The organism is Pseudomonas sp. 3MA1, from assembly GCF_029237275.1.
GTDB lineage: Bacteria > Pseudomonadota > Gammaproteobacteria > Pseudomonadales > Pseudomonadaceae > Aquipseudomonas > Aquipseudomonas fluorescens_AP.
On the sequence record NZ_JAACFX010000011.1, the window covers coordinates 153,191 to 171,017 of the forward strand.

Annotated in this window: 19 protein-coding genes; 6 read left to right on the forward strand and 13 right to left on the reverse strand. The window is 58.8% G+C overall.

The window, feature by feature from the left end; all coding sequences use genetic code 11:
* Nucleotides 1–48: 48 nt before the first annotated feature.
* The 5 genes from GWQ44_RS25510 to rplM form a co-directional block, all read right to left on the reverse strand.
* A complete protein-coding gene (locus GWQ44_RS25510) occupies nucleotides 49–828 on the reverse strand; it encodes a cytochrome c1 (protein ID WP_047306017.1) in 780 nt (259 codons plus the stop codon).
* Nucleotides 828–2,039 (reverse strand): cytochrome bc complex cytochrome b subunit, encoded by a 1,212-nt coding sequence (locus GWQ44_RS25515; RefSeq protein WP_016966673.1) that lies wholly within the window; start codon nucleotides 2,037–2,039, stop codon nucleotides 828–830. Before GWQ44_RS25515 ends, GWQ44_RS25510 begins: the two co-directional genes overlap by 1 nt.
* Nucleotides 2,039–2,632: a ubiquinol-cytochrome c reductase iron-sulfur subunit gene (gene petA, locus GWQ44_RS25520; protein ID WP_047306018.1), complete on the reverse strand. Its 594-nt coding sequence runs from the start codon at nucleotides 2,630–2,632 to the stop codon at nucleotides 2,039–2,041. Before petA ends, GWQ44_RS25515 begins: the two co-directional genes overlap by 1 nt.
* A gap of 253 nt (nucleotides 2,633–2,885) precedes the next feature.
* Nucleotides 2,886–3,278 carry a 30S ribosomal protein S9 gene (gene rpsI, locus GWQ44_RS25525; RefSeq protein WP_003228056.1) on the reverse strand — a complete coding sequence of 131 codons (393 nt, stop codon included), beginning with the start codon at nucleotides 3,276–3,278 and terminating at the stop codon, nucleotides 2,886–2,888.
* Nucleotides 3,279–3,292: 14 nt separating this feature from the next.
* Nucleotides 3,293–3,721 (reverse strand): 50S ribosomal protein L13, encoded by a 429-nt coding sequence (gene rplM, locus GWQ44_RS25530; RefSeq protein WP_007928449.1) that lies wholly within the window; start codon nucleotides 3,719–3,721, stop codon nucleotides 3,293–3,295.
* Nucleotides 3,722–3,968: 247 nt separating this feature from the next.
* On the opposite strand from rplM, the gene GWQ44_RS25535 reads away from it, so the two are divergent.
* Complete coding sequence (locus GWQ44_RS25535) at nucleotides 3,969–5,009, forward strand: NADP(H)-dependent aldo-keto reductase (RefSeq protein WP_275928528.1); 1,041 nt, start codon at nucleotides 3,969–3,971, stop codon at nucleotides 5,007–5,009.
* Nucleotides 5,010–5,069: 60 nt separating this feature from the next.
* Here the strand turns inward: GWQ44_RS25535 and GWQ44_RS25540 are convergent, their stop codons facing one another.
* Complete coding sequence (locus GWQ44_RS25540; protein WP_275928529.1) at nucleotides 5,070–6,206, reverse strand: acyl-CoA dehydrogenase family protein; 1,137 nt, start codon at nucleotides 6,204–6,206, stop codon at nucleotides 5,070–5,072.
* Nucleotides 6,207–6,449: 243 nt separating this feature from the next.
* On the opposite strand from GWQ44_RS25540, the gene GWQ44_RS25545 reads away from it, so the two are divergent.
* Nucleotides 6,450–7,349 carry a GlxA family transcriptional regulator gene (locus GWQ44_RS25545; protein WP_179602076.1) on the forward strand — a complete coding sequence of 300 codons (900 nt, stop codon included), beginning with the start codon at nucleotides 6,450–6,452 and terminating at the stop codon, nucleotides 7,347–7,349.
* 43 nt (nucleotides 7,350–7,392) lie between these two features.
* Here the strand turns inward: GWQ44_RS25545 and zapE are convergent, their stop codons facing one another.
* The 3 genes from zapE to GWQ44_RS25560 all read right to left on the reverse strand — a co-directional run bounded on the left by zapE (nucleotide 7,393) and on the right by GWQ44_RS25560 (nucleotide 10,585).
* Nucleotides 7,393–8,487: a cell division protein ZapE gene (zapE, locus tag GWQ44_RS25550; protein ID WP_047306022.1), complete on the reverse strand. Its 1,095-nt coding sequence runs from the start codon at nucleotides 8,485–8,487 to the stop codon at nucleotides 7,393–7,395.
* An 88-nt stretch (nucleotides 8,488–8,575) separates the two neighbouring features.
* Nucleotides 8,576–9,931, reverse strand: coding sequence for a tryptophan--tRNA ligase (locus tag GWQ44_RS25555; protein WP_047306023.1), 1,356 nt, complete (start codon nucleotides 9,929–9,931; stop codon nucleotides 8,576–8,578).
* A 24-nt stretch (nucleotides 9,932–9,955) separates the two neighbouring features.
* Complete coding sequence (locus tag GWQ44_RS25560) at nucleotides 9,956–10,585, reverse strand: alpha/beta fold hydrolase (protein WP_179602074.1); 630 nt, start codon at nucleotides 10,583–10,585, stop codon at nucleotides 9,956–9,958.
* Between the two features lie 144 nt (nucleotides 10,586–10,729).
* On the opposite strand from GWQ44_RS25560, the gene GWQ44_RS25565 reads away from it, so the two are divergent.
* The gene (locus GWQ44_RS25565) at nucleotides 10,730–11,164 is read left to right on the forward strand and encodes a DUF1043 family protein (RefSeq protein WP_011063336.1); all 435 of its coding nucleotides are present in this window, start codon (nucleotides 10,730–10,732) and stop codon (nucleotides 11,162–11,164) included.
* 88 nt (nucleotides 11,165–11,252) lie between these two features.
* Here GWQ44_RS25565 and GWQ44_RS25570 read toward each other — a convergent pair whose 3' ends face one another.
* The 4 genes from GWQ44_RS25570 to GWQ44_RS25585 form a co-directional block, all read right to left on the reverse strand.
* The gene (locus tag GWQ44_RS25570; RefSeq protein ID WP_047306025.1) at nucleotides 11,253–11,999 is read right to left on the reverse strand and encodes an OmpA family protein; all 747 of its coding nucleotides are present in this window, start codon (nucleotides 11,997–11,999) and stop codon (nucleotides 11,253–11,255) included.
* A 111-nt stretch (nucleotides 12,000–12,110) separates the two neighbouring features.
* The gene (locus GWQ44_RS25575; RefSeq protein ID WP_103740514.1) at nucleotides 12,111–12,755 is read right to left on the reverse strand and encodes an MBL fold metallo-hydrolase; all 645 of its coding nucleotides are present in this window, start codon (nucleotides 12,753–12,755) and stop codon (nucleotides 12,111–12,113) included.
* A 58-nt stretch (nucleotides 12,756–12,813) separates the two neighbouring features.
* Nucleotides 12,814–13,314: a methylated-DNA--[protein]-cysteine S-methyltransferase gene (locus GWQ44_RS25580; RefSeq protein ID WP_016963920.1), complete on the reverse strand. Its 501-nt coding sequence runs from the start codon at nucleotides 13,312–13,314 to the stop codon at nucleotides 12,814–12,816.
* 163 nt (nucleotides 13,315–13,477) lie between these two features.
* Nucleotides 13,478–13,732 (reverse strand): hypothetical protein, encoded by a 255-nt coding sequence (locus GWQ44_RS25585; protein ID WP_253165753.1) that lies wholly within the window; start codon nucleotides 13,730–13,732, stop codon nucleotides 13,478–13,480.
* Between the two features lie 298 nt (nucleotides 13,733–14,030).
* On the opposite strand from GWQ44_RS25585, the gene GWQ44_RS25590 reads away from it, so the two are divergent.
* The 3 genes from GWQ44_RS25590 to GWQ44_RS25600 all read left to right on the forward strand — a co-directional run.
* Nucleotides 14,031–14,705, forward strand: a complete 675-nt coding sequence (locus tag GWQ44_RS25590) for a response regulator transcription factor (protein ID WP_016963924.1) — start codon at nucleotides 14,031–14,033, stop codon at nucleotides 14,703–14,705.
* A complete protein-coding gene (locus GWQ44_RS25595; RefSeq protein ID WP_103740516.1) occupies nucleotides 14,698–16,041 on the forward strand; it encodes a HAMP domain-containing sensor histidine kinase in 1,344 nt (447 codons plus the stop codon). Before GWQ44_RS25590 ends, GWQ44_RS25595 begins: the two co-directional genes overlap by 8 nt.
* 171 nt (nucleotides 16,042–16,212) lie before the next feature.
* On the forward strand, nucleotides 16,213–17,827 hold a 1,615-nt coding region (locus tag GWQ44_RS25600; RefSeq protein WP_275928530.1), incomplete at its 3' end, for a M10 family metallopeptidase.

Below are 17,827 nucleotides of genomic sequence, written 5' to 3' on the forward strand. Positions count from 1 at the left end.
GAGACGCCCTTGGGCGCGCACGCTCAACAACTGATGCTTAAAACGTTATTAATGCACATCCTTCCAGTATTCGCGCTTGAGCAGATAGGCGAACACAAAGAAGAAGGCCAGATACAAGAGCACATAAGTGCCGATGCGCTGGTGTTGCAGTTTGACCGGGTTGGACGAGTAGGCAAGGAAAGTCACCAGATTCTTGACCTTCTCGTCGAACTGAGCCTCATTGAGGGTTCCGGTACCCTCTTTGATTGTCAGTTGGTCGCACGCCTCGTGAGTCAGGGGCGTACCCGTCAGCGGATCGTATTGTTTCTTACCGTCTTCAACGATCTGCACCTGCTTGCAACCGACAACCTGACGCCCTTGCAGGCCGACCAGGACGTTAGGCATACCAACGTTCGGGAAGACCTTGTTGTTCACACCCCAGGGGCGCGCCGGATCTTCATAGAAGGACTTGAGGTAGCCATAGAGCCAGTCAGTGCCACGAACACGAGCCACCAGGGTCAGATCTGGCGGCGCAGCACCGAACCAAGTCTTGGCATCCGCCGGCTGCATGCCGATGTTCATATGGTCACCGATCTTGGCACCGGTGAAGACCAGCTTGCTCAACATCAGGTCGTGAGGAATACCCAAGTCATCGGCCACTCGCTCATAACGCTGGAACTTGGCGCTGTGGCAGCCCATGCAGTAGTTGGCGAAAGTACGCGCGCCGTCTTGCAGGGCAGCCTTGTCGGACAGGTCAATATCAACCTTCTCCAACTCAGGACCCGCAGTATTCGCGAAAGACAGCACAGGCATAGCAGCAAGAATCAGTACAGCAAATAGCTTTTTCATCAGCCAGTCACCCTTTCCGGAACCGGTTTGGTCTTCTCGAGCCTGGTGTAGAACGGCATCAGAATGAAGTAGGCGAAGTACAGGAAGGTACATACCTGCGACAGCAGCGTACGGCCCGGAGTTGGTGCCAAGACACCCAGCACACCCAGGATCACGAACGAGATGCAGAACACCAGCAGCCAGATCTTGCTCAGCCAGCCCTTGTAACGCATGGACTTGACCGGGCTACGGTCGAGCCAAGGCAGTACGAACAGGACCGCAATTGCAGCGCCCATGGCGATAACGCCCAAGAGCTTGTCCGGCACCGCACGCAGGATCGCGTAGAACGGCGTGAAGTACCAAACTGGGGCAATGTGCTCGGGGGTCTTGAACGGGTTGGCTTGCTCGAAGTTCGGCTTCTCAAGGAAGTAACCGCCCATTTCCGGGAAGAAGAACACGATCGAGCAGAAGATGAACAGGAACACCACTACGCCGACAATGTCTTTCACGGTGTAGTAAGGGTGGAAAGGAATGCCATCCAGCGGGATGCCGTTCTCGTCCTTGTTCTTCTTGATATCAACGCCATCCGGGTTGTTCGAACCCACTTCGTGCAACGCCAGGATGTGCAGCACCACCAGACCGAGAATCACGATCGGCAGAGCCACTACGTGCAGGGCGAAGAAGCGGTTCAGGGTAATCCCGGAAATCAGGTAGTCACCACGGATCCACTGGGTCAGGTCGTCACCAATTACGGGGATCGCACCGAACAGCGAGATGATCACCTGGGCACCCCAGTAGGACATCTGCCCCCAAGGCAACAGGTAGCCCATGAAGGCTTCAGCCATCAGCGCCAGGTAGATCAGCATGCCGAACAGCCACACCAGCTCACGAGGCTTCTGGTAGGAACCGTAGAGCAAGCCACGGAACATGTGCAGATAGACCACGATGAAGAACGCCGAAGCGCCGGTGGAGTGAAGCAGACGCAAGATCGCGCCGTACTCTACGTCGCGCATGATGTATTCAACAGAAGCGAAAGCCTCTTCTGCCGAAGGGGTGTAGCTCATGGTCAGCCAGACACCGGTAACGATCTGGTTGACCAGAACCAGCAGCGCCAGGGAGCCAAAGAAATAGAAGAAGTTGAAGTTCTTCGGAGCGTAATACTTGCTGAGATGGTCTTCCCACATCTTGGTCGCGGGGAAGCGCGCATCAACCCAATCCATGAACTTGCTCATCACGCTTTCTCCGTGTCGACGCCAATGACGATGATGTCATCCGACTCATAGGAATGCGGGGGTACTGGCAGGTTCAGGGGCGCAGGCTGCGCCTTGTAGACGCGACCAGCCAGATCGTAGTGGGAGCCGTGGCAAGGGCAGAAATAGCCACCTACCCAGTCCTTGCCCAGATCGGCGGGCGCCACTTCAGGACGGAAGGTCGGAGAACAACCCAGGTGGGTGCAGATCCCGATCAGCAGCAGAATCTCTGGCTTGATCGAACGCACTTCCGGATCGACGTAGGTTGGTTGTACCGAGTTCTTGGAGTCAGGGTCAGACAGCTGGCCCTCGATCTTTTTAAGATTCCCCAGGATTTCCTCTGTACGGCGGACGATGAACACCGGCTGACCACGCCACTCAGCAATCATCTGCTGACCTGGATCGATCTTGCTGATATTCACTTTCACCGGTGCACCTGCGGCTTTCGCCTTGGCACTGGGAAACCATGACCCCACGAACGGGACCGCAGCCCCCACCGCTCCTGCAGCACCCACCACGGATGTGGCTGCTACTAAGAAGCGACGCCGGCCTGCATTCACGCCGTCATTGCTCATTCAGTCCTCTCCCATCAGCTTTGTGGCCTGTTAAATCAGGCATCTACTAAGTAAAAATCTGAACTTATAAAAATTTTGCCGAATGGTAATGAAAAGCCCCTATTCTGACAAGGTAATTACCGAGCCAAGCCAGCCCGAAGCCTTGTAGTATAGGGCCTCCGTGGATGTGGCAAGTTGTCACAGCGCAAATTTCAGACAATAAAAAACGCCCAGCTCCGCAAGGAGACTGGGCGTTTTTGAACGCAGTAGCGAATTAACGCTTGGAGTATTGCGGACGCTTACGCGCTTTACGCAGACCCACTTTCTTACGTTCAACTTCACGTGCGTCACGGGTTACGAAACCGGCTTTACGCAGAGCGCTGCGCAGAGTTTCGTCGTAATCCATCAGAGCGCGAGTGATACCGTGGCGGATCGCGCCAGCTTGACCACTTACACCGCCGCCGATAACGGTAACGTAGATATCGAACTTCTCAACAGTCTCGGTCAGCTCCAGCGGCTGACGAACTACCATGCGGGCAGTTTCGCGGCCGAAGAAGTTATCCAGAGAGCGGTTGTTGATCGAGATGTTGCCAGTGCCCGGACGCAGGAAAACGCGTGCGGTTGCAGTCTTGCGACGGCCAGTGCCGTAATTTTGAGTCGCCGACATAATGAACTATTCCGTTAAATCTTCAGTTCTTGGGGCTGCTGAGCAGTATGAGGGTGAGCAGCGCCCGCATAGACTTTCAGCTTACGGTACATGTCGCGACCCAGCGGGTTCTTAGGCAGCATGCCTTTTACCGCGGTCTCGATCACGCGCTCAGGGGCCTTGGCGATCAGCTTTTCAAAGTTGATCGACTTGATGCCGCCCGGGAAACCGGAGTGGGAGTAGTACATTTTGTCAGTGGTTTTAGCGCCAGTAACACGTACCTGCTCGGCATTGATAACGACGATGTAGTCGCCGGTGTCAACGTGAGGAGTGTACTCAGGCTTGTGCTTGCCACGCAGACGGCTCGCGATTTCGGTGGCCAGACGACCCAGGGTCTGACCAGCAGCGTCGACGACGAACCAGTCGCGCTTTACTGTTTCCGGTTTAGCAGTAAAAGTTTTCATTCTTTATAGCCTCAGGGGCCGCCCAGCAAAATAGACGGCGGATCTTACTGAATAGTGCGTACTTTGACAAGGTCAAAGGCAGCCGGACACAGACGCTATCGGGGGCTCGGGTCAGCGCGTCTGAGATACGGCAAGATTCTTCGGCAGGCGGCGCATCACTTCCACTGCAGAAAGAGCTGCCGAATTATGCAGATTGCGAAAAAAATTTCAACCTGCTTTTATGATTGTTTTGCCAAGGGAGCACCCGATGGACTACCGCCAGCTGGGCCGAACTGACCTTAACGTGAGCGCAATTTGCCTGGGCACCATGACCTGGGGCGAACAGAATACCGAGGCTGAAGCCTTCGCTCAGATCGAGCGAGCCAAACACGCCGGAATCAACTTCATCGACACCGCCGAGATGTATCCGGTGCCGCCCAAGGCTGAAACCTACGCCACCACCGAGCGCTACATAGGCAACTGGTTCAAACAGCGCGGCGACCGCGCCGACTGGATCCTGGCCAGCAAGATCGCCGGCCCCGGCAACACCATCGACTACATCCGCGACAAACAGCTCAAGCACAACCGCAAACACATAGTCCAAGCCGTGGATGCCAGCCTCAAGCGCCTGCAGACCGACTGGATCGACCTTTATCAATTGCACTGGCCCGAGCGCAGCACCAACTTCTTCGGCCAACTGGGCTACAAGCACCAGGCCGACGAAGACTTCACCCCGCTGGAAGAAACCCTCGAAGCCCTGGACGAGCAGGTCAAGGCCGGCAAGATCCGCCATATCGGCCTGTCCAATGAAACGCCCTGGGGCACCATGAAGTTCCTCGCCCTGGCCGAAAGCCGTGGCTGGCCTCGCGCGGTTTCGATCCAGAACCCCTACAACCTGCTCAATCGCAGCTTTGAAGTGGGCCTGGCGGAAATTGCCATTCGCGAGCAATGCGGCCTGCTGGCCTACTCGCCATTAGCCTTTGGCTACCTGTCCGGTAAATACGAAGGCGGCGCGCGGCCAGCCAAGGCTCGACTGAGCCTCTACAGCCGCTTCAGCCGCTACTTCAATCCGCAGTCGGAAGCGGCCTGCAGCCGCTACGTCGCCCTGGCCCGCGAACACGGGCTGGACCCAGCGCAAATGGCCCTGGCCTTCGTCAACCAGCAGCCGTTCGTGACCAGCAACATCATCGGCGCCACAACCCTGGAACAGTTGGACAGCAACATCGCCAGTGCCGAACTGAAATTGCCGCAAGAAGTCCTGGCCGGAATCGAGGCGATTCACAAGGACCACCCCAACCCCGCCCCTTGAACACTTCAAGAGCCGGCTCGCCGGCGAATGTGCGCCGCCCATTCGCCAGCAAGCCGACCACTACAGTGAACGGGCGATGATTTCCTTCATGATCTCGTTGGTCCCGGCATAAATGCGCTGCACCCGGGCATCGGCCCAGGCTCGGGCTACCGGGTACTCCCACATGAAGCCGTAGCCACCGTGCAACTGCACGCACTCATCCAGCACCGTGCACTGCAGGTCGGTGCCCCAGTACTTGGCCATCGCCGCCGTGGGTACATCGAGTTTGCCTTGCAGATGCAACTCCAGGCAGCGGTCGACAAACACCCGGCCAATCTGGATTTCCGTGGCCATTTCCGCCAGCTTGAAACGAGTGTTCTGAAAATCGGCAATCGCCTTGCCGAACGCCGTGCGTTCACGGGTGTATTCCAGGGTCCACTGCAACGCGGCCTCCGCGCTGGCCAGACCGCCAATGGCAACTGTCAGACGTTCCTGAGGCAACTCCTGCATCAGATAGGCGAACCCCATTCCAGCCTGCCCCAACAGGTTTTCCTTGGGCACGCGCACATCCTGGAAAAACAATTCCGACGTGTCCTGCGCCTTCATCCCGACTTTTTCCAGACGCTTGCCCTTGGAGAACCCCGGCGTATCGGCCTCCACCAGAAACAAGCTGGTGCCCTTGGCCCCGGCCTTGGGATCGGTTTTGGCCACCACAATCACCAGCTCGGCCAGGTAGCCGTTGGTGATAAAGGTCTTGGAACCATTGATCACATACTCGTCGCCATCGAGCACCGCCGTGGTCTTCACCCCTTGCAGGTCGGAACCGGCACCCGGCTCGGTCATGGCAATGGCGGTGACCATGTCCCCCGACACCAGCCTGGGCAGGTACTTCTGCTTCAAGGCCTCACTGCCGTAATGCAGGATGTAGGGGGCGACGATATCCGAATGCAGGGAAAAACCGATGCCGGTCAAGCCCAGCCGGCCGATTTCCTCGATCACCACCGCGCTGTACAGAAAGTCCGCTCCCAGGCCGCCATACTGCTCGGGAATATGCGAACACAGCATCCCCGCCTCCCCCGCCTTGCTCCACAGCTGACGGTCGATATAGCCCTGTTTTTCCCAATCGCCATGAAAGGGCACCGCCTCCTTCTCAAGAAAGCTGCGTACGCTGTCGCGGAAGAGCTCATGCTCGGAACTGAACAAGGTTCTGGGAATCATGCGGCCACCTGTGGTCGTTATTGATCGGGATTGGCCGTCTGAGCCTAAGCCCAGCCCCGCGCACAGGACACTGGACACATCCGACAAAAAATAAGACGATCCAGCCGTCTGGTGACCACTTTCCCCTATAAGAACAATTGAATTATGTCTAACCAAACCTCCACGCCCTTGCGGCGCGTCAGCATCCTGGCCATCGACCGGGTTTTCGCTTCCACCCTCATGCAAGCCAAGGATTTCTTCCATCTGGCAAGCCTGCGCTACGGCAAACAACTGGGCCAAGGCCTGACCCCGGCCTTCGAAACCCGCCTGGTCAGCCCCGATGGCCAGCCGGTTTGCAGCTTCAGCAATGTGATCATGCCCGTGGACGGCCCGCTGGAAGACACTGACGTGATCATCCTCCCGGCGTTCTGGGACGACTTCGACACCCTGTGCCAGCGTTATCCACAGATACTGCCCTGGCTGCGTGCCCAGCACGCTCGCGGCGCCGTGCTCTGCGGCGAGGCCACCGGCGTGTTCTGGCTGGCCGAAACCGGACTGCTCAACGGCAAGGAGGCCACCACCTACTGGCGCTTCTTCAGCGCCTTCAGCGAACGCTTCCCCCAGGTCCAACTCAATCAGGACAAGCACCTGACCGACGCCGACAACCTCTACTGCGCTGGCGGCACCACCTCGGCCTGCGACCTGTACATCTACCTGATCGAGCGCTTCTGCGGGGCCAACGTCGCCCAGGCCGTAGCCCGGGACATCCTCTATGAAGTGCAACGCAGTTACGCCCCGGGACGCATCGGCTTTGGCGGCCAGAAACTGCATCAGGACGTGATCATCCTGCAGATCCAGCACTGGCTCGAAGAACACTTCGCCGACAAGTTCCGCTTCGAAGACGTGGCCCGCGAGCACGGCATGAGCATTCGCAACTTCATGCGCCGCTTCCAGACCGCCACCGGCGACAAACCCCTGCATTACCTGCAACGGCTGCGTATCGAAACCGCCAAAGGCCTGCTCTCGGGAACGCGCAAGAGCATCAAGACCATCAGCTACGAAGTCGGCTACGACGACGCCAGCTTCTTTGCCCGGCTGTTCCGCCAGCACACCGAACTTTCGCCCAACCAGTACCGCCAGCAATTCCAGCAACAGGCGGCATAAAAAAAAGGGCCTGCAATGCAGGCCCTTTTTTATTGGATGACGATTACGGCTTGTGCGCCCGCGACAGGAACTCGTGGGACTGCATCTCCAGCAACCGGCTGAGGGTCCGCTGGAACTCGAACGTCAGTCGCCCACCGGTGTAGAGATCCTTGAGTTCAACCTCGGCAGAGATGATCAGCTTGACGTTACGGTCATAGAACTCGTCGACCATATTGATAAAGCGCCGGGCAATGTCGTCGGTGGTGACGCTCATCTGCTCCACGCCGCTGAGCAGCACCGCGTGGAAGATCTTGCCCAGTTCGATGTAGTCGTTCTGGCTGCGGGGACCGTCGCACAGCTCGCGGAAGTCGAACCAGGCCACATCATCACAGGTACGCAGCGCACGAATTTCGCGGTTCTCGATGATCAACACATCGTTTTCCACCGCCTGAGTGCATTCAGGCGTCAGCGCCCGGAAGCTCTTGCGCAGGCTTTCGTGAGCCGCTTCATTCAGGGGGTAATGAAACAGCTCGGCCTGTTCCAGGTGCCGCAGACGGTAATCGACACCGCTGTCGACGTTGACGATCTCGGTATTCTGCTTGATCAGAGCAATGGCCGGCAGGAAACGCGCACGCTGCAAACCATCCTTGTACAGACCGTCCGGAACGATGTTCGAGGTGGCGACCAGGGTCACGCCATTCTTGAACAGCTCCTCCATCAGGGTGCCGAGAATCATCGCATCGGTAATGTCGGAGACGAAGAACTCGTCGAAGCAGATCACCCGCGCTTCTTGCGAGAAGCGCTTGGCGATGATGGTCAGCGGATTCTTCTCGCCCCCCAGCGTCTTCATCTCTTCGTGGACGCGCTTCATAAAGCGGTGAAAGTGCGTCCGAACCTTTTCCTTGAACGGCAAGGCTTCGAAGAAGGTATCCACCAGGTAGGTCTTGCCGCGCCCCACTCCCCCCCAGAAATACAGGCCCTTGACCGGCACCTGATCCTTTTTGCCGAACAGCTTGCCGAGCAGCCCCGGCTTGTTTTGCTCGGCTGCAATCAGATCGTCGTACAGACGCTGCAGATGACGCACAGCGGTTTCCTGTGCCGCGTCATGAAAGAAGTCCGGGCGTTTCAGATCTGCTTGATATCGTTCTAGGGGCGTCATAATTCGTTAGCAAGGCAACAAAAACGGGCCGTCACTTTAGCGACGGCCCTGGGGAATGGCAATCAGCCCTTGGTCGGGAAGATTCCGATTAGTCCTGCGCCGGGGTCAACGCAATGCGCAGTGCCTCAATGGCCGCATCACGCGCGGCAGCGTCGGCGAACTCGGGGCTGTCAGCGACACAGGCGCCATCCAGCCAGACGCTGAAACTGCCGGCTTCGCTGCGCAGATCCAGCGCCTGCCCGGACTGCAGCTGTTTGCTCGCCGCACCGGCAGCCTTGCCGTCGGCGAAATGGCGCGACAGCAGCAACTGCTCGCCATCGGCAGACAGCAGGCGGAAACGGAAGCTGCCATCGTCTTCGCGGAAGCTGATGAAGCGTGCAGCCTTGGCGGCTTTTTTCTTGGTCGTGGCGGCAACCTGCACCTGGCTGGCAAAGGAGCGCAGGCCCACGGCTTCGCGCAACTCGGCGAGGAACGGCGTGGCCACAGCACGGGCCTTGACGGCGCCGGCACGCAGGATGTCTTCCAGGTCCGCCGGGCGTGCGATCAACTGGTGATAACGCTCGCGGGCTTCGCCCAGCTCGGCATCCAGCAATTGGAACAGGCGGTTCTTGGCCTCGCCCCAACCCAGGCCCTGGAGCAGTTCGCCGCGGAACTCGGCAGCCTGCGCCGGGGTGGAGAAGGCCTGGAACAGGGTGAACAAATGAGAGTTGTCCGGATCCTTGGCCTCGCCCGGCGCCTTGGAGTCAGTGACGATGCGCGAGATCGCATCCTTCATGTCCTTGGCGCTGGTGAACAATGGGATGGTGTTGTCGTAACTCTTGGACATCTTGCGCCCGTCCAGCCCCGGCAGGGTGGCGACGCTTTCCTCGATCAGCGCCTCGGGCATGGCGAAGAACTCCTTGCCCTGACCGAACAGGTGGTTGAAGCGCTGGCCGATATCACGGGCCATCTCCACGTGCTGAATCTGATCCCGGCCAACCGGCACCTTGTGGGCGTTGAACATCAGGATGTCCGCGGCCATCAGCACCGGGTAGCTGTACAGCCCCATGGTGATGCCGGCATCCGGGTCTTCGCCGGCTTCCAGGTTCTTGTCCACCGAAGCCTTGTAGGCATGCGCGCGATTGAGCAGCCCCTTGGCTGCGACGCAGGTCAGCAGCCAGGTCAGTTCCGGGATTTCCGGAATGTCCGACTGGCGATAGAAAGTCACGCGCTCCACATCCAGGCCACCGGCCAGCCAGGTGGCGGCGATCTCTTGACGCGAGCGCTGGATGCGCAACGGGTCGTCGCACTTGATCAGCGCGTGGTAGTCGGCCAGGAAGTAGAAGGAGTCGGCATTGCTGTCGCGACTGGCAAGGATCGCCGGGCGAATCGCGCCGGCGTAGTTGCCCAGGTGCGGGGTGCCGGTGGTGGTGATGCCGGTGAGGATACGCGTACGAGTAGTCATGGGTAATCGCTTATCAGACTGCTATCAATTCGAAAGTCGCGGCAGCACCAGATCCTTGAGGTCGGTGAGCTTGCCATGAAAAAAGTGCCCGCATTCTGCCACTTTCAGCAGCTCATGGGGGCGAACAAGCGCGTCGGACCAGTCGTAGACCGCCTGTGGGTCGATGACTTCATCGGTTTCCGGCTGGATCAGGGTCAGCGGGCAGTTCTCCGGCAACTGGTCGCTGTCTCGCAGCCGGGTCACCGCCGCCGCCACCATGAACAGGTGCTTGAGCTGCACGCCCTGAGCTTCCAGGCGGCCGCCCAGACTGGCGGCGACAAAACCACCGAAGGAGAACCCCAGCAGCGTCAATGGCAGCCCCGGGTGCCGGGCCAGCAGCCACTGAGCAGCGGCCTGGGCGTCATCGACTTCGCCAGTGCCCATGTCGTGACTGCCCTCACTGGCGCCCACGCCCCGATAGTTGAAGCGCAAGGTAATCAGCCCGGCATCCCGCGCTGTACGCTGCAAGGTGGACACCACCTTGTTGAGCATGGTGCCACCCTGCACCGGATTGGGGTGACAGATCAGCGCCACGCCGCGAGCGTCGGGCACCTCCAGATACAGGGCTTCCAGTTGGCCCACCGGGCCGGCAATCACTACAGGGGTTTCACGCATTAGCAAGGAAGGAACTCCGTGACCTCGAAGGGGGTCGACTCGTCTAGCAAATGGTCTGTGCCAATCTATTGCGAGTGAATCGCGGTATACAGCGCAGGTTCGAGCCGTTAACGTAAAGCAAAGCCGTTTATAGAGGAAGGACTCGTGGAACACTCGCTCTTAGTTTGGTTGTTGCCGACTCTTGCCCTGGTCGCGGGTGTCGCCATTGGATTCCTGGTTGCTCGCCTGCTGCCCAATGCCGCGCCTAACCGCACGCAGCGTCAGTTGGACGATATTCAGGAACGTTTCGACAATTATCAGAACGAAGTGGTCACCCACTTCAACAGCACCGCCACCCTGGTGAAAAAACTCACCCAGAGCTATCAGGAAGTGCAGGACCATCTCGCCGAGGGCGCCAACCGCCTGGCCCTGGACGAACTGACCCGCCAGCGCCTGCTGGCCGCTCTGCACTCGGAGTCGGTGCAGGCTCCGCGTGAACGCCTGACACCACCGCGGGACCAGGAGCCACCACGGGACTACGCGCCAAAGACGCCGAATGCCCCCGGCATGCTCGATGAGCAATACGGCCTGAAGAAGTAATACGCCTCAGCCATTAAAAAGCCCGCCCGATCTGCATCGGGCGGGCTTTTTTGTGCCTGGGGTTCAGCCAGCTCGGTCAGGGATGCTCTTAGTACTGCTGACCTTGCTGCTGGTAGGGCTGCTGGTACTGCTGGTTCGGCTGTTGATACTGCTGGCCCGGAATCGCCTTGAGGTTGACCTCCACCCGACGGTTCTGCGCGCGACCATTGACGTCGGCATTGCTGGCAATCGGGTTGTCCGGGCCGGCGCCGCGAGCGGACAGATTGGCACTGCTCACGCCCTGGGACGTCAGATAGGTCGCCACGCTCTGGGCACGGCGCTGGGACAGGTCCATATTGTGCTGGCGGCTGCCGGTGCTGTCGGTGTAGCCGACGATCTCGATCTGGTTCTGGTTGAACTCGCGCAGGGAGTTGGCCAGGTTGTTCAGCGGCTGATAGAAGCTGGGAGCGATGTTCGCCGAGTCGGTGGCGAAGGTGATGTTGCCCGGCATGATCAGCTTGATCTGATCGCCCTGACGCTGCACTTCAACCCCGGTATTGGCCATGCTGGCGCGCAGCTTCTTCTCCTGCTGGTCGGCGTAGTAACCGTAACCGGCGGCGGACGCCCCCACCACGGCGGCGCCGATCAGCGCCCCCTTGCCACGGTTGTTGTGGTCGATGGCGGCACCGGCCAAGGCACCGGCCAGGGCACCCAGGCCACCGTATTTTGCAGTTTTGCTCATGCCCGACGAGCCGCCGTCGGCCTGCCCCTGATTGTCATAGGGGTTAGGCGAAGCGCAGCCGGACAACAAGGCCACAGCAGTAGCGACAACAATCAAACGACGCGAGGTGAACATGGAAAGCTCCTACTTTTTGCATTCTGTGGTGCAGCGGACGTTGGCAACAGACCTTTGCTGGCGTTGGAACACGCGAAACGGCAAAAATTCCGTGAACAGCAGAGCAAATCCTCAGGCCCTCACGAACGGATTCTGACGCATCTCATCCCCCAGGCGGGTGTCTGGACCGTGCCCGGCAACCACCGTGGCGTCTTCGTCGAGGGTATACAGACGCTGCTTGATCGAACGCACCAGGGTGGCCTGATCTCCGCCCCACAAGTCCGTACGCCCGACCCCACGCTTGAACAGTGTGTCGCCGGCAATCAGAAGCTTAGCTTCAGAAAACCAAAAGCTCATGGAACCCGGGGTATGCCCGGGGGTATGCAAGGCCACGCCGCAACCACAGGCCAACTCTTCCTCGTGATCCAGCCAGCGGTCCGGTGAGGGCACCGGGGTAAAGGGCACGCCGAACATGCTGCATTGCATCTCCAGGTTGTCCCAGAGGAACTGGTCGTCCTTGTGCAGATGCAAGGTGGCACCGGTCTTTTCCTTCATCTGCCCCGAGGCCAGGAAATGGTCCAGGTGAGCATGGGTATGAATGATGCTCACCACCTTCAGCCCCAGGGCATCGAGGCGGGCCATGATCAAATCCGGATTGCCGCCCGGATCGACCACTATGGCTTTCTTGGTCAGCGGGTCGCCGATGATGGTGCAGTTGCACTGCAACGGACCGACGGGAAAGGTCTCGCGGATCAGGCTGGGTAGGACGGCGCTCATGGCAAGGCTCCAGAAAAAACGATCGGCCATTCTGGCACAGCTCGCCGTCACTGCTGACTCAGAACCTCAGTGGCAACGTCTCTTCGCCCTCCAGAGCCAGCAGATACTGCTTGGCTTGCAGCCCACCGGCAAAGCCGGTCAGGCTTCCCGAAGCGCCGATCACTCGATGACAGGGCGCAACAATCGAAATCGGGTTACGGCCATTGGCCGCCCCGACTGCCCGTACCGCCTTGGGGTGGCCGATCTGTCGGGCAATCTGGCCGTAGCTGCGGGTTTCACCGAAAGGAATGGTCAACAGCGCCTGCCAGACCTGACACTGAAACTCGGTGCCGACAAAATCCAGCTCCAGCTCGAAACGCTCACGGTCGCCGGCAAAGTACTCCTGCAACTGACGCTCGGTTTCCCGCAACAGCGGATCATCAGGCGCCTCCTGCAACGGCCCGAGACGAACCCGATTCTGCCGTTCGTGCTCCCAGAGAATCGCCGCCAACTTGCGCCCTCTGGCCACCAGGGTCAGTTGGCCAACAGGGGACGCCATAGATTTGAATACGCAGGACATCTCAGCTCTCCTTCAGTGCGCCAGAGGCGTCAGGCGGGCCTGTCGCGCCGGCCGCACCGCCCTCTCGATAGCCTGCACTGTAAAGGGAGATTCAAGCGCAAGAACCACGTTTCTTGCGTTTGAATCTCACGGCGCAGATTCCGCGCACCGAGCGGGCCCGAGGCTAGTCGTCCTCATCCACCAGATAACAATTGTCACTGCTGCTGCGCTGACCATAGGGATCGACGATAAAGGCTCCACGGCCCTGGCCACATTCGAGCAAGCGCACCGGCGCCAGTTCGCGCTGACTGTCGATCTGCGCATTCAGGCGCACGATGTATACCCCGAGGGAAATCGATACACAGAGAATCAGCACCAGACACCCCACCAACTGATCGGTGTAACGGGCGCCGGAGTCATCAGAAAGCACTGGCGACATAATCCGACCCTATTTGCTCCTTGCCCTGCCCAATCACCAACCAACTCAATGGGCCACCCTGCCCCAGGCGCACCAAAGGCACCCTGGAGGGTAGTACACAGGCCATCAGGACCAGGACAATCATGAGCAACAATAGACCTTTGACCACTGAAGACAGGTTCATGGCAGATGACGCTCCAGATGAGTTGAACCCCAGCCTAGGCCGCGCGGGGTTAACACTGGGTAAACATCGGTAGAACCCTACCCGACTCCGCTATCCTTCCTCCCCTGAGCGCCTAGGGTCCAGGGGGACATACCCGTGCATATCAACCTGCTGCTGGTCGAGGACAACCTCGACCTGGCAAATACCATCATCGAATACCTGGAAATCAGCGGCATCGTCTGCGACCACGCCAGCAACGGCCAGACCGGCCTTAACCTGGCTCTGAACCAGCACTACGACGTGATCCTCCTCGACATCATGCTGCCGCGACTGGACGGCCAGCAGTTGTGCCAACAGTTGCGCCAGCACGGCAGCCAGACGCCGATCCTGATGCTCACCTCACTGGACGCCCTTTCCGACAAGCTCGCCAGCTTTGCCGCCGGGGCCGACGACTACCTGGTCAAACCCTTCGAGCTGGCGGAGCTGGTCGCTCGCATCCGCGCCCTGAGCATGCGCCGCAGCGGCCAGGCCAGCCGCCTGCAAGTGGCCGACCTGATCATGGACCTGACCACCCGCAAGGTCAGCCGCGCGGGCCAGGAACTGCACCTGTCACCCATTTGCTGGACATTGCTGGAATGCCTGATGCGCGCCAGCCCGGAACCCGTGACCCGGGAACGCCTGGAAGCGACCATCTGGGGCGATGAGCCGCCGGACAGCAATACCCTCAAGGTGCACATGCACCGGCTGCGCAAGACCGTGGACAAATCCTTCGGCCAACCGCTGATCCACACCCTCCCCGGTATTGGCATACAGCTGAGGTCACATGCGTAACGGTCTGGGCCTGAAATGGGTGATCAGCGGCAGCTTCCTGCTGCTGATCGCCGTCGTCTTGCTGATCTACAGCCTGCTGCTGCCCGAATACAGCGTGCGCGGCCTGCTCTACACCGCCAGCGCCATGATGGAAGAGGAAGCCCAGTATTTCGCCAGGCACTACAAGAAGGACCCCACCACCCCGCCGCCGCACAACTACTTCTATACCAGCGTCATCGGCAAGGAAGCCCTGCCGGAGAAAATCCGTCAGATGCTGGACACCCCGCCCAGCCTGTCCTTCGGCGCGGTGCAAGTGTTCGGCGACCTGGATTCCGATAACGAGGATGAAGGGCGGGCGGTGCTGGCCCAGCCGCTTAGCGACGGCAAGACCCTATACATGTACGACGTCGACCACGATCAGGAAGAGGGCGGCGAAGTGGAAACGCCGCTGTCCGACGCCTACCTCGACCGCGAGCTGCGCGGCGTCAACTTCATCAGCCTGGCGGTGTTCGTCCCGGCGCTGATCATCATTGCCCTGCTGGTGTGGTGGCTGGTTCGGCCACTGGAGCGCCTGGCCCAATGGTCCTCGACTCTCAAGGATGCGGATGCAGTGTCCAGCCAGCGGCCGAATTTCGGTTTCAAGGAATTCAACGTGCTGGCCGGTGCCCTGGCCCAAAGTGTGCAGCAGGTGCAGGCCGCCAGCCTGCGCGAAGGCCGCCTGCTGCGCTACACCAGCCATGAACTGCGCACCCCGCTGGCGGTGCTCAAGGCCAATATCGAACTGCTGACCCTGCAATCCGGCGGCGTCCTGCCGCCGCCCCTGCAGCGGATCGAGCGCTCGGTATTGAACATGCAGCGCATCGCCGAAACCCTCCTCTGGATGAGCCGGGAACTGCCTGAAGCCTTGCCAGAAGAAGCCATCGACATGAGCGGCCTGGTCACGGAGTTGATCGAGGAACATCGCTACCTGATTGGCAAACGGGGCATCGAGCTGCTGCTCGATATCAGCAGCACCCCATGCCGCCTGCCACTTACCGCCTGCCGCATTGTTGTCGGCAACTTCCTGCGCAATGCCCTGCAGTACGCTGAAGAAGGCAGCGTAGAGATCAATTTCAACTATCCGCAGCTGCGCATAGTCAATCGCATCCGAGAAGCCAAACCGACGGAAGAGTCCAGTGACTTCGGCTACGGTCTGGGATTGGAACTGATGCGCCAGTTATGCGCCAAGTTAGGCTGGCATATCGAAGTCATCGTCAAGCAACAGCATTTTGCCGTCACCCTGGACTTCGCCGAGGCCCTTGCTAGCACTTCTGCGCCACCGGAAACGCAGGAACACAACTGCGGCCCAAATAACTGAGAACCAAAGAGCCATGAATCTAACTTATTGATTTATATGAACAATGATCAGAAACATAAATTTGACGCCAAAAATAATATCAAAACAATATCAAGCAAATAATTTCTGATGCAAAATCGCCGCCTGTAGCGGTCACACTGGGATGGACCGCAGTTAGTTCGGGTCTTGAAAATGCCTTCTCCACTCACTTCTTCCTCTAGTTGGTCGCTGCAACAACTCACCGGCAATCCTTACCTCGACAGCCTCCTGGCTGGTACGGCGTGGGGATCCAGCGAGTGGAGCAACAGCATTTTCACCACTCGGCTGAGCTACAGTTTCATCACACCATTCCAGTCAGTGTTCGCCCGCAACTATTCCAGTGACAACGAGTACACGGCCAGCTATGCCCTGACCGCCCAACAGAAGATCGCTGTAACTGAAACACTGGGTAAATGGTCGGCGGTAGCCAATATTCAGTTCACCCTGGTGCCGGAAACACCAAGCAATGTGGGTGATCTGCGTTTTGGCGGCTACTCCTACATGGATGATGACGCGGCGGCCTGGGCATACTTTCCCGGCCGCTCGCCAAATGCTGGGGATGTATGGATCAGCCCCTCTACCAATAGCGATATGCCAGTCAAAGGCACTTATGACTACATGACGTTCATGCATGAGATTGGCCATGCTTTGGGCCTCAAGCATCCATTCAGTGCCAGCAGTAGCAACAGCACGATCCTGACGCCCGAACTGGATGACGTGCGCTTCACCTTGATGAGCTACAACAACGCCTATTCCTACGAGCCCACCACGCCAATGCTCCTGGATATCCTGGCGATACAACGCCTGTATGGCGCCAACAAGTTGTGGCAGAACGGCAACACAACCTATCAATGGGCCGCCGATCAATCTGTTTTCGAGACCATCTGGGACAGCGGCGGCATCGATACAATCAACGCCAGCAATCAATTGACCGCAGTAAGCATTGATCTCAATGAAGGTCACTTCAGCACCATTGGTAAAGCTTTTGTCGACCTGAAGAACCAGACGCTGGTCAACAGCGGACTGGCGATAGCCTATGGCAGCCAAATTGAGAATGCGGTGGGATCTGCCAATGACGACACTCTGATCGGCAATACGCTGAATAATGTACTGGACGGTGGCGCCGGCAAGGACACGATGATCGGTGGACTGGGCAACGACACTTACATTGTCGACAACATTGGCGATGTAGTGACTGAGACCAGTGCCCTGTCCAGCGAAATAGACACTGTCCTGTCCTCCGTTAGTTTCACCCTTGGGGCCAATCTGGAAATACTGACCCTGACCGGAAAAGACAATATCGATGGGCTTGGCAATGAACTCGACAACCGCATCACCGGGAACGCTGGCAACAACCTACTGGACGGTGGTGCAGGAACAGACACACTAATCGGCGGCACCGGCAACGACACCTATGTGGTCGACGACCTGAACGATCAGGTTATAGAAACCAGTACCCTAGCCAGCGAAATCGACACTGTTCGCTCTTCAGTCAATTGGACCTTGGGTGCCAACCTGGAAAACCTCACACTGACCGGCAATGCCAACCTCAGTGGCACTGGCAACGCACTGAACAATGTACTGATCGGCAACGATGGTAATAATCAACTCAGCGGCGGCGCAGGCAATGACCAATTGCAAGGCGGTGCCGGCAACGACTACCTCGACGGCGGTGCCGGCATCGATACCCTGATCGGCGGTACGGGCGATGACACCTATATCGTCGACAACCTCGCCGACAAGATTATCGAACTCGAGGGCGAAGGCT

Excerpts from the sequence above, each read along its gene's own strand:
- GWQ44_RS25510 (WP_047306017.1), bottom strand. The coding sequence starts at position 828 with ATGAAAAAGCTATTTGCTGTACTGATTCTTGCTGCTATGCCTGTGCTG.
- GWQ44_RS25515 (WP_016966673.1), bottom strand. The coding sequence starts at position 2,039 with ATGAGCAAGTTCATGGATTGGGTTGATGCGCGCTTCCCCGCGACCAAG.
- petA (WP_047306018.1), bottom strand. The coding sequence starts at position 2,632 with ATGAGCAATGACGGCGTGAATGCAGGCCGGCGTCGCTTCTTAGTAGCA.
- rpsI (WP_003228056.1), bottom strand. The coding sequence starts at position 3,278 with ATGTCGGCGACTCAAAATTACGGCACTGGCCGTCGCAAGACTGCAACC.
- rplM (WP_007928449.1), bottom strand. The coding sequence starts at position 3,721 with ATGAAAACTTTTACTGCTAAACCGGAAACAGTAAAGCGCGACTGGTTC.
- GWQ44_RS25535 (WP_275928528.1), top strand. The coding sequence starts at position 3,969 with ATGGACTACCGCCAGCTGGGCCGAACTGACCTTAACGTGAGCGCAATT.
- GWQ44_RS25540 (WP_275928529.1), bottom strand. The coding sequence starts at position 6,206 with ATGATTCCCAGAACCTTGTTCAGTTCCGAGCATGAGCTCTTCCGCGAC.
- zapE (WP_047306022.1), bottom strand. The coding sequence starts at position 8,487 with ATGACGCCCCTAGAACGATATCAAGCAGATCTGAAACGCCCGGACTTC.
- GWQ44_RS25555 (WP_047306023.1), bottom strand. The coding sequence starts at position 9,931 with ATGACTACTCGTACGCGTATCCTCACCGGCATCACCACCACCGGCACC.
- GWQ44_RS25560 (WP_179602074.1), bottom strand. The coding sequence starts at position 10,585 with ATGCGTGAAACCCCTGTAGTGATTGCCGGCCCGGTGGGCCAACTGGAA.
- GWQ44_RS25570 (WP_047306025.1), bottom strand. The coding sequence starts at position 11,999 with ATGTTCACCTCGCGTCGTTTGATTGTTGTCGCTACTGCTGTGGCCTTG.
- GWQ44_RS25575 (WP_103740514.1), bottom strand. The coding sequence starts at position 12,755 with ATGAGCGCCGTCCTACCCAGCCTGATCCGCGAGACCTTTCCCGTCGGT.
- GWQ44_RS25580 (WP_016963920.1), bottom strand. The coding sequence starts at position 13,314 with ATGTCCTGCGTATTCAAATCTATGGCGTCCCCTGTTGGCCAACTGACC.
- GWQ44_RS25585 (WP_253165753.1), bottom strand. The coding sequence starts at position 13,732 with ATGTCGCCAGTGCTTTCTGATGACTCCGGCGCCCGTTACACCGATCAG.
- GWQ44_RS25595 (WP_103740516.1), top strand. The coding sequence starts at position 14,698 with ATGCGTAACGGTCTGGGCCTGAAATGGGTGATCAGCGGCAGCTTCCTG.